Origin of the sequence: Dechloromonas hankyongensis, from assembly GCF_022012295.1 — a bacterium.
In the GTDB taxonomy this organism is placed as follows: domain Bacteria; phylum Pseudomonadota; class Gammaproteobacteria; order Burkholderiales; family Rhodocyclaceae; genus Azonexus; species Azonexus hankyongensis.
On sequence record NZ_JAKLTN010000002.1, the window covers coordinates 559,633 to 575,614 of the forward strand.

19 protein-coding genes are annotated in these 15,982 nt (G+C 59.1%); 16 read left to right on the forward strand and 3 right to left on the reverse strand.

The genetic code is table 11. The features are described 5' to 3' along the window. Positions 1-963: a S49 family peptidase gene (locus tag LZ012_RS11140; RefSeq protein ID WP_275710774.1), complete on the forward strand. Its 963-nt coding sequence runs from the start codon at positions 1-3 to the stop codon at positions 961-963. 1 nt (position 964) lies between these two features. Here the strand turns inward: LZ012_RS11140 and LZ012_RS11145 are convergent, their stop codons facing one another. Both LZ012_RS11145 and LZ012_RS11150 read right to left on the reverse strand, forming a co-directional pair. Beyond that, positions 965-1,672 carry an SAM-dependent methyltransferase gene (locus LZ012_RS11145; protein WP_275710777.1) on the reverse strand — a complete coding sequence of 236 codons (708 nt, stop codon included), beginning with the start codon at positions 1,670-1,672 and terminating at the stop codon, positions 965-967. Beyond that, positions 1,672-2,253 carry a Maf family nucleotide pyrophosphatase gene (locus LZ012_RS11150; RefSeq protein WP_275710779.1) on the reverse strand — a complete coding sequence of 194 codons (582 nt, stop codon included), beginning with the start codon at positions 2,251-2,253 and terminating at the stop codon, positions 1,672-1,674. Before LZ012_RS11150 ends, LZ012_RS11145 begins: the two co-directional genes overlap by 1 nt. Positions 2,254-2,289: 36 nt before the next feature. On the opposite strand from LZ012_RS11150, the gene LZ012_RS11155 reads away from it, so the two are divergent. The 9 genes from LZ012_RS11155 to LZ012_RS11195 all read left to right on the forward strand — a co-directional run bounded on the left by LZ012_RS11155 (position 2,290) and on the right by LZ012_RS11195 (position 8,881). Continuing rightward, entirely contained in the window at positions 2,290-2,853 is a 564-nt protein-coding gene (locus LZ012_RS11155) for a YceD family protein (protein WP_275710781.1), read from the forward strand. A gap of 18 nt (positions 2,854-2,871) precedes the next feature. Beyond that, on the forward strand, positions 2,872-3,051 hold the full coding sequence (rpmF, locus tag LZ012_RS11160; protein ID WP_275710783.1) for a 50S ribosomal protein L32: 180 nt from the start codon (positions 2,872-2,874) through the stop codon (positions 3,049-3,051). A gap of 57 nt (positions 3,052-3,108) precedes the next feature. Then, complete coding sequence (gene plsX, locus LZ012_RS11165) at positions 3,109-4,134, forward strand: phosphate acyltransferase PlsX (protein WP_275710785.1); 1,026 nt, start codon at positions 3,109-3,111, stop codon at positions 4,132-4,134. Between the two features lies 1 nt (position 4,135). Continuing rightward, positions 4,136-5,095: a beta-ketoacyl-ACP synthase III gene (locus tag LZ012_RS11170; protein ID WP_275711758.1), complete on the forward strand. Its 960-nt coding sequence runs from the start codon at positions 4,136-4,138 to the stop codon at positions 5,093-5,095. 17 nt (positions 5,096-5,112) lie between these two features. Beyond that, entirely contained in the window at positions 5,113-6,039 is a 927-nt protein-coding gene (gene fabD / locus LZ012_RS11175) for an ACP S-malonyltransferase (protein ID WP_275710787.1), read from the forward strand. Between the two features lie 3 nt (positions 6,040-6,042). Further along, complete coding sequence (fabG, locus tag LZ012_RS11180) at positions 6,043-6,783, forward strand: 3-oxoacyl-ACP reductase FabG (protein WP_275710789.1); 741 nt, start codon at positions 6,043-6,045, stop codon at positions 6,781-6,783. Positions 6,784-6,856: 73 nt separating this feature from the next. Further along, positions 6,857-7,093 (forward strand): acyl carrier protein, encoded by a 237-nt coding sequence (gene acpP / locus LZ012_RS11185; RefSeq protein WP_027458475.1) that lies wholly within the window; start codon positions 6,857-6,859, stop codon positions 7,091-7,093. Positions 7,094-7,168: 75 nt separating this feature from the next. Beyond that, entirely contained in the window at positions 7,169-8,404 is a 1,236-nt protein-coding gene (gene fabF, locus LZ012_RS11190) for a beta-ketoacyl-ACP synthase II (protein ID WP_275710791.1), read from the forward strand. A 27-nt stretch (positions 8,405-8,431) separates the two neighbouring features. Then, positions 8,432-8,881: a protein YgfX gene (locus LZ012_RS11195; RefSeq protein WP_275710793.1), complete on the forward strand. Its 450-nt coding sequence runs from the start codon at positions 8,432-8,434 to the stop codon at positions 8,879-8,881. Here the strand turns inward: LZ012_RS11195 and nadB are convergent. Next, on the reverse strand, positions 8,844-10,433 hold the full coding sequence (gene nadB / locus LZ012_RS11200) for an L-aspartate oxidase (RefSeq protein WP_275710795.1): 1,590 nt from the start codon (positions 10,431-10,433) through the stop codon (positions 8,844-8,846). The two genes, LZ012_RS11195 and nadB, sit on opposite strands and share 38 nt — an antisense overlap. A gap of 171 nt (positions 10,434-10,604) precedes the next feature. Between nadB and rpoE the strand changes: the two genes are divergently transcribed. From rpoE to lepB, 6 genes are read left to right on the forward strand one after another with little or no spacing between them, the layout of a single operon-like run. Further along, positions 10,605-11,204 (forward strand): RNA polymerase sigma factor RpoE, encoded by a 600-nt coding sequence (gene rpoE / locus LZ012_RS11205; protein ID WP_275710797.1) that lies wholly within the window; start codon positions 10,605-10,607, stop codon positions 11,202-11,204. Positions 11,205-11,206: 2 nt separating this feature from the next. After that, on the forward strand, positions 11,207-11,641 hold the full coding sequence (locus LZ012_RS11210; RefSeq protein ID WP_275710800.1) for a SoxR reducing system RseC family protein: 435 nt from the start codon (positions 11,207-11,209) through the stop codon (positions 11,639-11,641). Positions 11,642-11,665: 24 nt separating this feature from the next. After that, positions 11,666-13,090, forward strand: a complete 1,425-nt coding sequence (locus LZ012_RS11215; protein ID WP_275710802.1) for a DegQ family serine endoprotease — start codon at positions 11,666-11,668, stop codon at positions 13,088-13,090. A gap of 10 nt (positions 13,091-13,100) precedes the next feature. Then, complete coding sequence (locus LZ012_RS11220) at positions 13,101-13,325, forward strand: glutaredoxin family protein (protein ID WP_275710804.1); 225 nt, start codon at positions 13,101-13,103, stop codon at positions 13,323-13,325. Between the two features lie 59 nt (positions 13,326-13,384). Continuing rightward, on the forward strand, positions 13,385-15,175 hold the full coding sequence (gene lepA / locus LZ012_RS11225; RefSeq protein WP_275710806.1) for a translation elongation factor 4: 1,791 nt from the start codon (positions 13,385-13,387) through the stop codon (positions 15,173-15,175). A gap of 14 nt (positions 15,176-15,189) precedes the next feature. Beyond that, a complete protein-coding gene (gene lepB / locus LZ012_RS11230; RefSeq protein WP_275710808.1) occupies positions 15,190-15,978 on the forward strand; it encodes a signal peptidase I in 789 nt (262 codons plus the stop codon). Positions 15,979-15,982 lie beyond the last annotated feature (4 nt).

Here is a 15,982-nt window from a genome sequence, read left to right on the forward strand (position 1 = left end):
ATGGATACCCCCCCCCCCCCTAACAACGACTCCAACTGGGAACGAAAAACCCTGGAGAAGCTGGTTTTTGCCGCCCTTGATGAACAGCGGGCCAAACGGCGCTGGGGGATTGCCTTCAAGATCCTGGGTTTTGCCTATTTGCTGGCGGTATTGATTGCGGTTGTTGACTGGGGTACCGGCGCCGAGCATCAGGAGCGGCATACGGCGATGGTCAATTTGATCGGGACGATCGAAGCCAAGGGCGATGCCAGCGCCGAAAATCTGGTGGCTGCACTCAACAGCGCTTTTGAGGAAAAGAACGCGGCCGGCGTCATTTTGCGCATCAACAGCCCGGGTGGCAGCCCGGTGCAGGCGGGGATCGTCAATGACGAAATCCGTCGTCTGCGCGCAAAGTTCCCGGACAAGCCGCTTTATGCCGTGGTTGAGGACATGTGTGCATCGGGCGGTTATTACGTTGCTGCCGCAGCCGACAACATTTACGTAAACAAAGCCAGCATCGTCGGGTCGATCGGTGTGTTGATGGATGGTTTCGGTTTTACCGGGACGATGGACAAGTTTGGCGTCGAGCGCCGCTTGCTGACCGCCGGTGAAAACAAGGGCTTCCTTGATCCGTTCTCGCCACAGGCACCGCAACACAAGGCGCATGCCCAACTGCTGCTCAACGACATTCACAAGCAATTCATCGATGTCGTCAAAACTGGACGCGGTCAGCGCCTGAAGGAGACGCCGGACATGTTCTCCGGTTTGATGTGGACCGGAGCTCAAAGCATCCAGTTGGGCCTGGCCGATGGCTATGGCAGTGTCGATTCGGTTGCCCGGGAGATCATCAAAGCCGAGAAGATCTTCGACTATTCAGTCAAGGACAATATCGCCGAACGTTTTGCCAAGCGCTTTGGCGCGGGGACTGCGGCGAGCTTCTGGAGAGGTGTGTCGGAAAGCGCACAGAGCGTGCGCCTTTTCTGACTCAAGCCAGCAGCAGGAAAACCGTCGGACGCCGCTCGATATCGGGCGGCGTTCGTTTTTTCCACTGTTGAATACTGAGGGTGTGCACCATTTCGCCCGGCAGGGTAAGGTCGGTGGCCACGGTCAGCCTCGTTCCGGGTTGGCAGCTGGTGAGAATGGCCTCGAACATTGCCCGGTTGCGATAGGGGGTTTCGATGAAAAGCTGCGTCTGACGACGTTTGCGGGATTCGCTTTCAAGGTCGCGCAGGGTTTTGGTGCGCTCGCCTTCCTTGGCGGGCAGGTAGCCCTGAAACGCAAAACGCTGCCCGTTGAGGCCGGAGGCCATCAGTGCAAGCAATAGCGACGACGGCCCGATCAGCGGAACGACACGGACGTTTTCCTGTTGGGCCAAGGCCACCAGATTGGCGCCTGGGTCGGCGACAGCGGGGCAGCCGGCCTCCGAAAGCAGGCCGACATCGTTGCCGGCGAGCAGCGGGGCAAGCAGTTCGCTGAGTGCGTCAGCCTTGGTGTGCTCGTTCAGCTCCGAGAGTTGCAGCTCCTGCAGGGGTTTGTCGGTGCCGGCGGCCTTCAGGAAGGCGCGGGCTGTTTTGGCCTGCTCAACGATGAAATGACTTAGCGGGCGTATCGTCGCCAACACGGCTGGCGTCAACGAATCCTGTGGCGGGGTGGGTCCAAGCGGGACCGGGATAAGGTATAGGGTTCCAGTCATCAGAGTACGGCTACGCCCTGGTGGCGAAGCATGTCGCAGAGGGCGATCAGCGGCAGGCCGACGAGGGCGTTCGGGTCGTCGCCGCGCATGCTGCTGAGCAATGCGATGCCCAGGCCTTCCGATTTGGCCGAGCCGGCGCAGTTGTAGGCCGGTTCGCGACGGAGGTAGTTCTCGATTTCGCTACGACTCAGTTCGCGAAAGGTGACCAGGGTAGGGATACCGCGTACGTCCGCATGTCCGGTCCGTCCGTTGAACAGGCAGAGCCCGGTAAAGAAATTGACGGTTTTGCCGGACAGTTGGTGCAACTGCTCGACGGCGCGCTCGTGATTGCCCGGTTTGCCGTAGATTTTTCCATCGACGGTGGCAACCTGGTCGCTGCCGATGATCAGCGCATCCGGATAGGTGTCGGCGACAGCTCGGGCTTTGGCTTCGGATAGGCGAAGCGAGAGCGCTTCGGGAGATTCCGCAGGGAGGGGGGTTTCGTCCGTCTGCGGATTGGCGACCTCGAAGGGCAACCCAAGGCGGTTCAATAATTCGCGACGGTAGGGCGACGTCGAGGCCAGAATCAGTTTTTGTGACATGAAAGGCTCAATACAACAAAGTCTTGCATCGAACTCTTGAAGCGACACTTTGTTTTGACTTGGAAAGCCAAAAATAATATCATCCAATGTTTAAGTCGCAACAGCTCAAGATTGAAAAGAATTACGGACGCATTCCGGTTTGCCAAAGATGGGCGTGTTCTCGAAGGAACGCTGCCTGTTTCGGCTCTTGAACGCCTGCATGACCTGCTGGCCGTTGTGGAAGGTGAAGTTGCCTTTCGCATCGAAGGTTTCGTGGGCGGGCGAGGGGAGTGCCTGCTGCAACTGGTGGTGACGGGCATTCTCCCGTTAGCCTGCCAGCGCTGCCTGCAGGCCGTGCCTTACGATCTCGATGTCGACAGCTTGCTGGAACTTGTTCCTGAAGGTGCCGAGCTATCGCAAGATGAGTTGGAAGACGACACCCGGGATTTCCTGCCGGTGGCGAAGGAACTGGATGTGGCCGAATTTGTGGAGGATGAAATTCTCCTGGCCCTGCCGGTGGCGCCGCGGCACGAAAAATGTGGTTTGCCTGGTGCGGCCGATGCGGGCGAGCGGATCAATCCGTTTGCAGCGTTGTCCGGGCTTAAAGGCAAGCCGAACTGATTTTTTTGGAGTAACAACATGGCCGTTCAACAGAACAAAAAGTCCCCGTCCAAGCGTGGCATGCATCGCGCTCACGATTTCCTGACCAACCCGCCGCTGGCCGTCGAATCGACCACGGGCGAGGTTCACCTGCGTCACCACATCTCCCCGACCGGTTTCTACCGCGGCAAGAAAGTCCTGAAGGCCAAGGGCGAGTAATCGTTCAATGAAAGGCAGGCGGTTCGTGAAGAGCCGCCTGCCTTTTCTTTTGCCTATATGACAACCCGCATTGCCATCGATTGCATGGGGGGTGACCACGGTCCGTCAGTGACGGTTCCGGCGGCCATTCAATTTCTTGCGGAGCATACGTCTGCCAATCTCGTCCTGGTCGGTCAGGAGGAGGTTTTGCGCCCGTTGCTCGGCACTCATGCCTCTGATTCCCGCATCCGTATCGTCCACGCCTCCGAAGTCGTCGGCATGGACGAGTCGCCGGCCCTCGCGCTGCGCAACAAGAAGGATTCCTCGATGCGGGTCGCCATCAACCAGGTCAAGGCTGGAGAAGCCGATGCCTGCGTGTCCGCCGGCAATACCGGCGCCCTGATGGCCATCTCCCGCTTCGTGCTGAAGATGTTGCCGGGCATCGACCGGCCGGCGATCTGCGCTCCGCTGCCGACCGTCAAAGGCCACACTCACATGCTGGATCTTGGTGCCAATGTCGATTGCGGCCCGGAGCACCTGCTGCAGTTCGGCATCATGGGGGCCATGCTGGTTGCCGCGATGGAGCACAAGGATCAGCCGACCGTCGGCATCCTGAATATCGGCGAAGAAGAGATCAAGGGCAACGAAGTGGTCAAGGCGGCCGCCGAATTGCTGCGCGCATCCGGCCTCAACTTTGTCGGTAACGTCGAAGGCGACGGCATCTACAAGGGCGACGCCGACGTCATCGTCTGCGACGGCTTTGTCGGCAATGTGGCACTGAAGACTTCCGAAGGACTGGCGCAGATGCTGGCTTCCTCGCTGCGCGAGGAATTCAAGCGCAATTGGCTGACCAAGCTGGCGGCGCTTATCGCCATTTCAGTGCTCAACAACTTCAAGCGCCGCTTTGACCATCGCCGCTACAACGGGGCGATCTTGCTCGGCCTGAAGGGTATCTCGGTCAAGAGCCACGGTTCTGCCGACGTACTGGCCTTTGGTAACGCCATTTCCCGCGCCTACGATGCGGCCGAAAACCGTGTCCTTGAGCGCATTTCCAGCCGGATCGCCGAAATGATGCCGGCCGCTGCTGCAGTGGAGAATGTCTGAAATGTATGCACGCCTGATCGGCACCGGCAGTTATCTTCCGGGCAATCCCGTCAGCAACGACGATTTGGCGGCTCGCGGCATCGATACCAACGACGAGTGGATCGTTACGCGCACCGGAATTCGCAGCCGTTATCTCGCCGAGCCGGGCACGACCTCGAGCGAACTGGGGCTGATCGCGGCAAAGCGGGCGCTCGAAATGGCCGGTGTCGCTGCTGCAGAGATCGACCTGATCATCGTCGCCACTTCGACTCCGGATTTCATCTTCCCGAGCACGGCTTGCCTGATCCAGGGCAAGCTGGGCAACAAGGGCGCCGCCGCTTTCGACGTGCAGGCCGTGTGCAGCGGTTTCACCTACGCCCTGGGCATCGCCGAGAAATTCATCCGCTCCGGCAGCCACAAGAAGGCGCTGGTCATTGGCGCCGAGGTGTTTTCCCGCATTCTCGACTGGAATGACCGTGGCACCTGCGTACTGTTCGGCGACGGTGCTGGCGCCGTAGTGCTGGAAGCTTCCGATAAGCCGGGCATCCTGTCGACCGCCATGCACGCCGACGGCAGCCAGTTCGGTATCCTCAACGTGCCGGGGCAGGTGTGTGGCGGCCAGGTAACGGGCGATCCTTTCCTGCGTATGGATGGCCAGGCCGTTTTCAAGTTTGCCGTTCGCGTGCTAGCCGAGATTGCCGAGGAAGTCTGTGCCAACGCCGGCATTCAGACCAACGATGTCGATTGGCTGATTCCGCACCAAGCGAATATTCGCATCATCGAAGCGACCGGCCGGAAACTAGGCGTTGACCGCGAGAAGGTCATCGCCACCGTCGATCGCCACGGCAACACCTCTGCCGCTTCCGTCCCGCTGGCCCTTGACGAGGCCGTGCGCGACGGACGCATCCAGCGCGGCCAGAAGGTTCTGGTCGAGGGTGTTGGCGGCGGTTTCACCTGGGGCGCAGCCCTGCTCGAATTCTGATATCAGGAGACTGAACGATGTCTTTTGCTTTCGTATTTCCCGGCCAGGGCTCGCAGAGCGTTGGCATGATGGCCGCCTACGGCGATGCCGCGGTGGTTCGCTCCACCTTTGATGAAGCATCCAACGCCTTGGGCGACGATCTGTGGCAGATGGTTGCCGAAGGTCCGGCCGAAGCGCTGACCCAGACCGTGAACACCCAGCCGGTCATGCTAACCGCAGGCATCGCCGCTTGGCGCCTGTGGCAGGAAAAGGGCGGCCGGGCGCCGGCCATGGTCGCCGGGCACAGCCTGGGCGAGTATTCGGCCCTGGTTGCCGCCGGCGTCATCGAATTCAAGGATGCGGTGCCGCTGGTTCGTCTGCGTGCCGCGGCCATGCAGGAAGCCGTACCGCTGGGCACTGGTGCTATGGCCGCCGTCCTCGGTCTGGACAACGCCGGTATCGCGGCTGCCTGTGCCGAAGCCGCGCAGGGTGAGATTGTCGAACCGGTCAATTTCAACGCCAATGGGCAAACCGTGATCGCCGGCCACAAGGGCGCCGTTGAGCGCGCCATGGAAGCCTGCAAAGCGCGGGGCGCCAAGATGGCCAAGGCTTTGCCGGTGTCAGCGCCGTTCCACTCGTCGCTGATCCGTCCGGCTGCTGACAAACTGGCTGCCCGTCTGGCTGAATTGACCCTGAAAGCACCGGCTATCCCGGTCATCAACAACGTCGATGTGGCGATCGAGAATGAGCCGGCGCGCATCAAGGATGCCCTGGTTCGTCAGGCCTACAATCCGGTGCGCTGGGTGGAGACCATCCAGTTCATGGCCTCCCTGGGGATCACCACGGTTGCCGAATGCGGCCCGGGCAAGGTGCTGGCCGGCCTGACCAAGCGGTGCGCTGACGGTATTTCGGGTGTTGCGCTGGCTGATGCGGCTTCCATCGAAGCCAATCTCGGTCTGGAGTAATAAATGCTGAATGACAAGATTGCGCTGGTCACCGGCGCCACCCGCGGCATTGGTCGTGCCATCGCGCTGGAATTGGGCAAGCAGGGCGCCACCGTGATCGGTACGGCGACCAGCGAAGACGGTGCCGGAAAAATTTCTGCCTATTTGGCCGAAGCGGGCATCAAGGGGCAGGGTATCGTTCTGAATGTCACCGACGCGACGCAGACCGATGCTGTGCTAACCGACGTCGTAAAGCAATTTGGGGCCATCACCATCCTCGTCAACAATGCCGGGATCACCCGCGACAATCTGACGATGCGCATGGGCGACGATGAGTGGGATGCCGTCATCGACACCAACCTGAAAGCCGTTTTCCGCCTGTCGCGCGGCGTCATGCGCGGTATGATGAAGGCCCGTTTCGGTCGCATCGTCAATATTTCGTCGGTGGTCGGCTATTCCGGCAATGCCGGCCAGGCCAACTACTGTGCAGCGAAAGCCGGCGTGGCCGGCCTGAGCCGCTCTCTAGCCCGTGAACTGGGCAGCCGCAACATCACCGTCAACTGTGTCGCGCCGGGCTATATCGCCACCGACATGACGCACGCCTTGACCGAAGAGCAGAAGGCCGCCATGCTGGCATCCATTCCGCTGGCTCGCGCCGGTACGCCGGAGGATGTCGCCGGCGCCGTTGGTTTCCTGGTTTCTCCCGCCGCCTCGTATGTCACGGGTACCACCGTGCATGTGAATGGCGGTATGTTTATGGATTGATTTCCCGAAGCTCCGGCTTTTGGTAAAATCCCTGTGTTTTTTTTCGTACCCCTGAGGGGAAGGAGTTTTTCGAATGGATAACATCGTAGAGCGCGTCAAGAAGATCGTCGCCGAACAACTGGGCGTGAACGAAGCGGACATCAAGAACGAGTCCTCCTTTGTGGACGATCTGGGCGCTGACTCCCTGGATACCGTCGAGCTGGTCATGGCTCTGGAAGAGGAATTCGAGTGCGAAATTCCGGACGACCAGGCTGAGAAGATCACCACGGTTCAGCAGGCTGTCGATTACATCCTCGCTAACAAGAAGTAAGCCAATTCCGGTTTGAACCAGGCAAGGCCGGCCTCCAAGGCCGGCCTTGCTACATTTGCTTTCGGAGTGCATATCTTGGCACGTCGCAGAGTCGTTATCACTGGCCTGGGTTTGATTTCCCCGGTCGGCAACAGCGTTGAAGAAGGCTGGCAGAACATCATTGCCGGCGTTTCGGGTATCGCTCCCGTCACCCGTTTCGACACTTCCACCTTTCCGGTCCAGTTCGCCGGCGAGGTCAAGAATTTCGATATTACACAGTACATTTCGGCCAAGGATGCCCGGCGCATGGATAGGTTCATCCATTACGGTCTGGCTGCTGGCATCCAGGCCGTGCGCGATGCCGGTTTGGACAAGGAAGGTGCTGCGGACCCCGAGCGCGTCGGTGTCGCCATCGGTTCCGGTATTGGCGGCCTGCCGCTGATCGAGGAAACCAAGGAAGAGTACAACGCGGCCGGCGTACGCAAGGTGTCGCCGTTCTTCGTTCCCGGTTCGATCATCAACATGATCTCCGGCAACCTGTCGATCGAGTTCGGTTTCAAGGGCCCGAATCTGTCCATCGTCACGGCTTGCACGACCGGTACGCACTCGATCGGCGAAGCTTCTCGCATCATCGAGTACGGCGATGCCGACGTGATGGTGGCCGGTGGTGCCGAATCGACCGTGTCCCCGTTGGGTATGGGCGGCTTCTGCGCGGCTCGCGCGCTATCCACCCGCAACGACGATCCGGCAACAGCCAGTCGCCCGTGGGACAAGGATCGTGACGGTTTCGTGCTGGGTGAGGGCGCTGGCGTCTTGGTCCTCGAAGAGTATGAGCACGCCAAGGCCCGTGGCGCCAAGATCTACGCTGAAGTGTCCGGCTACGGCATGAGCGCCGATGCGTATCACATCACGGCACCGAACATGGACGGCCCGCGTCGCTCGATGGTCAATGCACTGAAGAATGCCGGCGTCTCGCCGTCCGACGTGCAGTATGTCAATGCCCACGGCACGTCGACGCCGCTCGGCGACAAGAACGAATCGGATGCTATCAAGGCAGCCTTTGGCGATGCCGCCTACAAGATCGTCGTCAATTCGACCAAGTCGATGACCGGCCACTTGCTGGGTGGTGCCGGCGGTGTCGAGTCGTTGTTCACTGTGCTGGCCATTCACCACCAGATTTCGCCGCCGACCATCAACATCTTCAATCAGGATCCGGAGTGCGATCTGGACTACTGCGCCAACAAGGCACGGCCGATGAAGATCGATGTGGCGCTGAAGAACAACTTCGGCTTCGGCGGGACCAACGGCTCGCTGGTCTTCAAGCGCATCTAAGCAGCTTTTTCCGCAAGGAATCGAACGGTGCAGTTTCCGATCACCATCGGACTGCACCGTTCTCGCATTCTGGATGGCGTTTTGCTGGCGTCCGCAGCGTTGGCGGTTGGCGCCTTTGCGGCATGGCCACAGGCCTTGTTTGTCCGGCTGGCTGGTGTTGCGGCGACAGGGGTGAGTTGCTATTTGGCCTGGCGGCAATTGAAGCCTGATCCATGCTTCATCAAGCTGGATCGGTCAGGCCGTATTTTTGCTTCGCAGGACCTGAATGCCGAATTCAGGAGCATGGATATTTTGTCGGGAGCCAGTGTTCATCCATGGCTGACGGTGGTCCGTTTTCGCGACGAATCTGGCAAGCGCCGTACCGTGCTGGCGACAGCCGATACGATGAATCAGGAAGATTTCAGACGCCTGCGCATGTTCTTGCGCTGGCGTGCCAAATTCAGCGGCTCGGTAAGCGACCCAGGGAGCGACGCCTGAGAACGGTATTCCTGGTCCTTGCCGCCATCTCCGGATAATCACGGGAAAAGTGCAGGCCGCGGCTTTCCTTGCGCTGCATGGCGCAGCGCACGATCAAGTCGGCCGTGACAACCAGATTGCGCAATTCAATCAAGTCGTGGCTGACCCGGAAATTGGCGTAGAACTCGTCGATTTCCCGCATCAACAGACCGATTCGGTGCTTGGCGCGCTTCAGTCGCTTGGTCGTGCGGACAATGCCGACGTAGTCCCACATGAAGCGGCGCAACTCGTCCCAGTTGTGCGAAATGACCACTTCCTCATCGGCGTCGGTAACTCGACTTTCATCCCACAGGGGAAGGGGTGGCGTGGGTGTGGCTTTACTCCCCAGAATGTCGGCGACAGCCGCTTCGGCAAACACCAGGCATTCGAGCAGCGAATTGGAGGCCAGTCGATTGGCGCCGTGGAGACCGGTGCACGAGGCTTCGCCGGCCACATATAAGCCGGCCACATCGGTGCGTCCGTGCAGGTCGCTGACAATGCCGCCGCAGGTATAGTGGGCTGCAGGCACAACCGGGATGGGGTCACAGGTGATGTCGATACCCAGTTCCAGGCATCGGGCATGGATGTTGGGAAAATGGCCGCGGATGAATTCCTCGCCTTTGTGCGATATGTCCAGGAAAACGCAGTCGAGGCCGCGTTTCTTCATTTCGAAGTCGATGGCACGGGCGACGATGTCACGCGGGGCCAGTTCGGCACGGTCGTCATGTTCGGGCATGAAACGGCTGCCGTCTGGCAGTCGCAGCAGGCCGCCTTCACCGCGCACGGCCTCGGAAATCAGGAAGGACTTGGCTTGCGGGTGGTACAGGCAGGTCGGATGGAACTGAATGAATTCCATGTTGGCGACCCGACAACCGGCGCGATAAGCCATGGCGATGCCGTCGCCCGTCGAAGTGTCTGGGTTGGTCGTGTACAGATAAACCTTGCCGGCGCCCCCGGTCGCAATCAGGGTATTGGGCGCGCCGACCGTAATGACTTCGCCGGTCCGGTTGTTCAATACGTAGGCGCCGTAGCAACGTTTATCGGCCTTGCCCAGCTTGTCGCCGGTAATCAGGTCGATCGCAATGTGATCTTCCAGCACGGTAATGTTGGGATTGGCGCGGACTTTTTTAGTCAAGGTGTCCTGCACGGCCAATCCGGTGGCGTCGGCCACGTGTATGACCCGCCGTGCGCTGTGTCCGCCTTCCCGGGTCAGATGATAGCCGGCCTCATCCTTGGTGAAGGGCACTCCTTGTTCGATAAGCCATTCGATCACACGGCGACCGTTTTCGACCACGAAGCGGGTTGCCTTCTCGTCGTTCAGCCAGGCGCCGGCCACCAGGGTGTCGTGGATGTGCGCCTCGATCGAATCCTTGCTGTCGAGCACGGCGGCGATTCCGCCCTGGGCCCAGCCGGAAGCCGAGTCCTCAAGGCTGCGCTTGCTGATCAGGGCAACCCGGCAATGGGGGGCCAGTCTCAGGGCGGCCGATTGTCCGGCGAGCCCACTACCAACGATCAGGACGTCATATTTCTGCACGGCTGTTCTCTATGTAGGAATAGTTTTGCGCGAAATATAGCACGCACCAAGGCTATGATCCCGTTACACATAGTCACAATTAAGGATAAATACCTCTCCTCAGCCTGAAAATCACTGCGTTATACTGCGCCCAATAACATACAAATCACTACCCTCAGGGAAACGAGAACCATGAGTGAGCGCGAAATCGATCAGTTGCTGGTCGAAAGGGCGCAAGGCGGAGATCAGCACGCCTTCGACCAGTTGGTGAGCAAATACCAGCGCAAGCTGGGGCGTTTGCTGTCTCGCTTCATCCGCGATCAAGCCGAAGTCGAGGATGTCTCGCAGGAGGCATTTATCAAGGCGTATCGCGCCTTGCCGTCATTTCGTGGGGAAAGTGCTTTCTATACTTGGCTCTATCGCATCGGCATCAATACGGCCAAAAATTACCTGGTTTCCCAGGGACGACGCGCGCCGACGACGACGGAGTATGACTCCGAGGAGGCCGAGACCTTCGAGGATGCATCGCAACTTCGGGATATCAACACCCCGGAGAGTCTCCTGCTCTCGAAGCAGATTGGGCAAACGGTGAATTCCGCCATGGATTCGTTGCCTGAGGAACTGAGGACTGCCATTGTCTTGCGGGAACTGGAAGGACTCTCCTACGAGGAAATCGCCGAAATCATGAAGTGCCCGATCGGTACGGTCCGTTCCCGAATTTTCCGTGCCCGCGAGGCGGTCGCTGCCAAGTTGCGGCCACTGCTTGATACGGCCCCAGATAAACGTTGGTAACAATGAATGAAGAACTGATTACCATCCGTGGCGTAGTTCGTGCCCTGGATGGCAGCGATGCCCTGGTCGAGGTCGAGCAGGGCGGCTGTGGCCGTTGCCATGAGGAAGGCGGCTGCGGCGGGCAGCAACTGACGCAGATGTTCTGCGGCGGCCCGAAGTCATATCACGCTGAAAACACCATAGGCGCTGGCGTGGGTGATCGCGTGGTGGTCGCCACCGCTCCCGGCAGTGTCCGACGTACGGCCAATCTGGCCTATGGCATCCCGCTTCTGGGTGCCATTGGCGGTGCCTTTATCGGCATGCCGTTGGCTGGCGATGCTGGAGCAGTGATGGGTGCCGTGGCCGGATTGGTCGCTGCCTTCGCCTATATTGGCCTGCGCATGAGCCGCAAGACTGGAACTACCGAAAATCGTCCCTATATAGTTTCTCGTTCCTAGCTAAATCAGGAGGTCGTGTTGACCATGAAACGTTTAGCCAGTCTGTTCTTTCTTTGGTTCTTGACCAGTTTTGCCTTTGCACAGTCCCGGGGGCTGCCGGATTTTTCTGAACTCGCGGAAAAGCAGGGGCCGGCGGTCGTGAATATCAGCACCACCCAGGTCGTACGGGGCCAGGCCCAAATGATGCCGTTCCCATTTGACGAGAACGATCCGGCCTTCGAGTTCTTCAAGCGCTTTGTCCCACGTTCGCCGGGTGGCGGCATTCCCCGCGATTTCGAAAACAAGTCCCTGGGATCCGGTTTCGTTATCAGCGGCGACGGATATATTCTGACCAATGCACATGTCGTCGATGCGGCCGACGAAGTTACTGTCCGCCTGACCGACAAGCGTGAGTTCAAGGCGCGGATCATTGGTGCCGACAAACGAACCGATATCGCGCTGATCAAGATCGAAGCGTCGGGACTGCCGGTTGTCAGGTTGGGTGATCCGGCACAATTGAAGGTCGGAGAATGGGTGGTCGCCATCGGCTCGCCATTCGGCTTCGACAACTCCGTTACGGCGGGCATCGTCTCGGCCAAGGGGCGTTCTCTGCCCCAGGAGAATTACGTTCCGTTCATTCAGACCGACGTCGCGATCAATCCGGGTAATTCGGGCGGTCCCCTGTTCAATATGCGCGGCGAGGTAGTCGGCATAAATTCCCAGATTTACAGCCGAAGCGGTGGCTATATGGGAGTTTCCTTCGCCATTCCAATCGATGTAGCGATGGACATCCAGAACCAGTTGCGCGCATCCGGTAAGGTAAGCCGCGGCCGCCTCGGCGTGGTGATTCAGGAAGTGAGCAGGGAGTTGGCGGATTCGCTCGGCCTGGCCCGTCCCATGGGTGCCGTGGTGAATTCCGTTGAGAAGGGCGGCCCGGCGGAAAAAGCGGGGCTCGAACCAGGCGATGTGATTCTCAAGTTCGATGGCAAGGCGATCAATTCCTCTTCCGATCTGCCGCGTTTTGTCGGTTCGACCCGCCCGGGAACGCGTTCAACCCTCCAGGTTTGGCGCAAAGGTTCGACCCGCGACATTCCGGTAGTCGTCGGTGAAATGCCGGATGAAAAGCAGGCGAGTGCCAAGGTGCAGAAAGGGGCAAAGCCTGCCGAGCAAGCCCCGAACCGCCTGGGGCTGGTGGTGAGTGAACTGTCTGCCGACCAGAAGCGCGAACTGAAAATGAATTCTGGGCTCCTGATCGAGGACGTGCGCGGTATCGGTAGCCGTTCCGATCTGCGCCCCGGTGATGTCATCATTGCCGTGATCAGCAAGGGCGCGACGACCGAAATCAAGACAGTCGAGCAATTCAACAAGCTGCTGAGCCAGTTCGAAAAAGGCAGCAATGTGACCTTGCTCGTCCGGCGCGGCGAGATGCAGACGTTCATCACCATCAAGGGCCTGAATGGGAACAATTGAGCTGACCCTGATGAGCCGGAACTATTGCCACCTCTGTCATGACATGGAGGTGGCGCTGGCGCCGCTGGCCGAAGAATTCGGAGCCTCGGTCACGGTGCTGGACGTCGACGCCAATCCTGTCCTCGAAGCTAGATACGATGAACTGGTGCCGGTCTTGCTACATGGCGAGACGGAACTCTGCCACTACTTTCTGGACGAAGCCAAAACCCGTGAATATTTGGCCGGAATCCGCTAGAATTCAGGGTCTTCTGAAAAGGGAAGGGCGCCGGACAGCGCCCTTTTTTACTGGCAGCAATGGATCACATTAGAAACTTCTCCATCATCGCGCACATCGACCACGGCAAGTCGACGCTGGCCGACCGTATCATCCATTTGTGCGGCGGCTTGTCCGATCGCGAAATGGAAGCGCAGGTGCTCGATTCGATGGATATCGAACGCGAACGCGGCATCACCATCAAGGCGCAGACCGCTGCCCTCAACTACAAGGCGCGCGATGGCAAGGTTTATAACCTGAACCTGATCGACACCCCGGGACACGTGGACTTCTCCTACGAAGTGTCCCGCTCGCTGTCGGCCTGCGAGGGCGCCTTGCTGGTCGTCGATGCGTCGCAGGGCGTCGAAGCCCAGACCGTGGCCAACTGCTATACCGCCATCGAGCTTGATGTCGAAGTTGTGCCGGTCCTGAACAAGATCGACCTGCCATCGGCAGACCCCGACAATGCCCGCCAGGAAATCGAGGACGTCATTGGCATCGATGCCACCGAGGCGGTCTTGGCGTCAGCCAAGACGGGGCTTGGCGTGGCCGATATCCTGGAGGCCGTGGTGAAATGCGTACCACCGCCCAAGGGCGACCCGGAAGCGCCGCTCAAGGCGCTGATCATCGATTCGTGGTTCGACAACTACGTTGGCGTCGTCATGCTGGTGCGCGTCGTCGATGGCGTGATGCGCCCGAAGGACAAGCTCTTTTTCATGGCCACCGAAGCGCAGCAGCTGTGCGAGCAGGTCGGCGTCTTCTCGCCGAAGTCGGTACAGCGCAGTGAGTTGCGCGCCGGCGAGGTGGGCTTCGTCATCTCCGGCATCAAGGAACTGAAGGCGGCCAAGGTTGGCGACACCATTACCACGGTGGACCGCAAGGCCGCCGAGCCATTGCCCGGCTTCAAGGAAATCAAGCCGCAGGTGTTTGCCGGTCTCTATCCGGTCGAATCGAACCAGTACGACTCGCTGCGCGAATCGCTGGAAAAGCTCAAGCTCAACGACGCCTCGCTGCAATATGAGCCCGAAGTGTCCCAGGCTCTGGGTTTTGGCTTCCGTTGCGGCTTCCTGGGGTTGTTGCACATGGAAATCGTGCAGGAGCGCCTGGAGCGTGAATTCGATCAGGACCTGATCACCACGGCCCCGACCGTGGTCTATGAGGTCGTGCAGCGCGACGGCAGTGTCATTCAGGTCGAAAATCCGGCCAAGCTGCCGGAAGTTTCGAAGGTCGAGGAGGTGCGCGAGCCAATCATTACTGCGACGATTTTCGTGCCGCAGGATTACCTCGGCAATGTCATCACGCTGTGCAACCAGAAGCGCGGCAACCAGGTCGACATGCACTACCACGGTCGCCAGGTGAAGCTGGTCTATGAAATGCCGATGGCCGAAGTGGTGATGGATTTCTTCGACAAACTGAAATCCTGCTCCAAGGGCTACGCTTCGCTCGATTACGATTTCAAGGAATACCGCGCGGCCGATGTCGTCAAGCTCGATATCCTGATCAACAGCGAAAAAGTCGATGCCCTGTCGCTGATCGTACACCGCTCCAATTCGCAATACCGTGGCCGTGAACTCGCCTCCAAGATGCGCGAACTGATCCCGCGTCAAATGTATGACGTGGCCATCCAGGCCGCCATCGGGTCGCACATCATCGCGCGCGAGAACGTCAAAGCTATGCGCAAGGATGTGCTGGCCAAGTGTTACGGCGGCGACATCACCCGCAAGAAGAAACTTCTGGAAAAGCAGAAGGCCGGCAAGAAGCGCATGAAGCAAGTGGGTTCCGTGGAAATTCCGCAGGAAGCCTTCCTTGCCGTGCTGCGTGTCGATAACTGAGGATAAGACTCCCGATGAACTTTGCCCTGATCCTGTTTGTGCTGCTGGTGATTACCGGCGTGCTGTATGCGGTCGATATCCTGAAGTTCAGAAAGCTGCGTGCCAAGGACTCCAAGGAGCCGCTGTGGGTGGAGTGGGGCGCCAGTTTCTTTCCAGTCATCCTGATCGTTTTCGTGCTCCGTTCGTTCCTGTTCGAGCCGTTCAAGATTCCGTCCGGCTCGATGATCCCGACCCTGTTGGTGGGCGATTTCATTCTCGTCAATAAGTTCACCTACGGTATTCGCCTGCCGGTCATCAACAAGAAGATCATCGACATCAACTCTCCGCAGCGGGGCGACGTTATGGTCTTCCGCTATCCCGAAGATCCCTCGCTGGACTACATCAAGCGGGTTGTAGGCCTGCCGGGCGATACCGTGGCCTACCAGAACAAGAAACTGACCATCAATGGCGTGGCGGTTCCAACTCAAAAAGTCAGCGATTATCTGCATCATGAGCGCTTGTATTATTCCGAGCAGTTCCAGGAAAAACTGGGGAATGTCGAGCACCACGCCTTGAATGACGCCGATGCACCGGCGTTCATCCCGGATGCAGCCCGCTTTCCGCACCGCGAAAATTGCACTTACAATGCTGCAGGCGTCATTTGCAAGGTGCCTGAAGGCCACTACTTCATGATGGGCGACAATCGCGACAATAGCCGGGATAGCCGTGCCTGGGGATTTGTGCCCGAGGAGAACATTGTCGGTAAGGCCTTCTTTATCTGGCTGAATTTCAGCGATATCGGCCGGATTGGTTCCTTCAAGTAAGGGG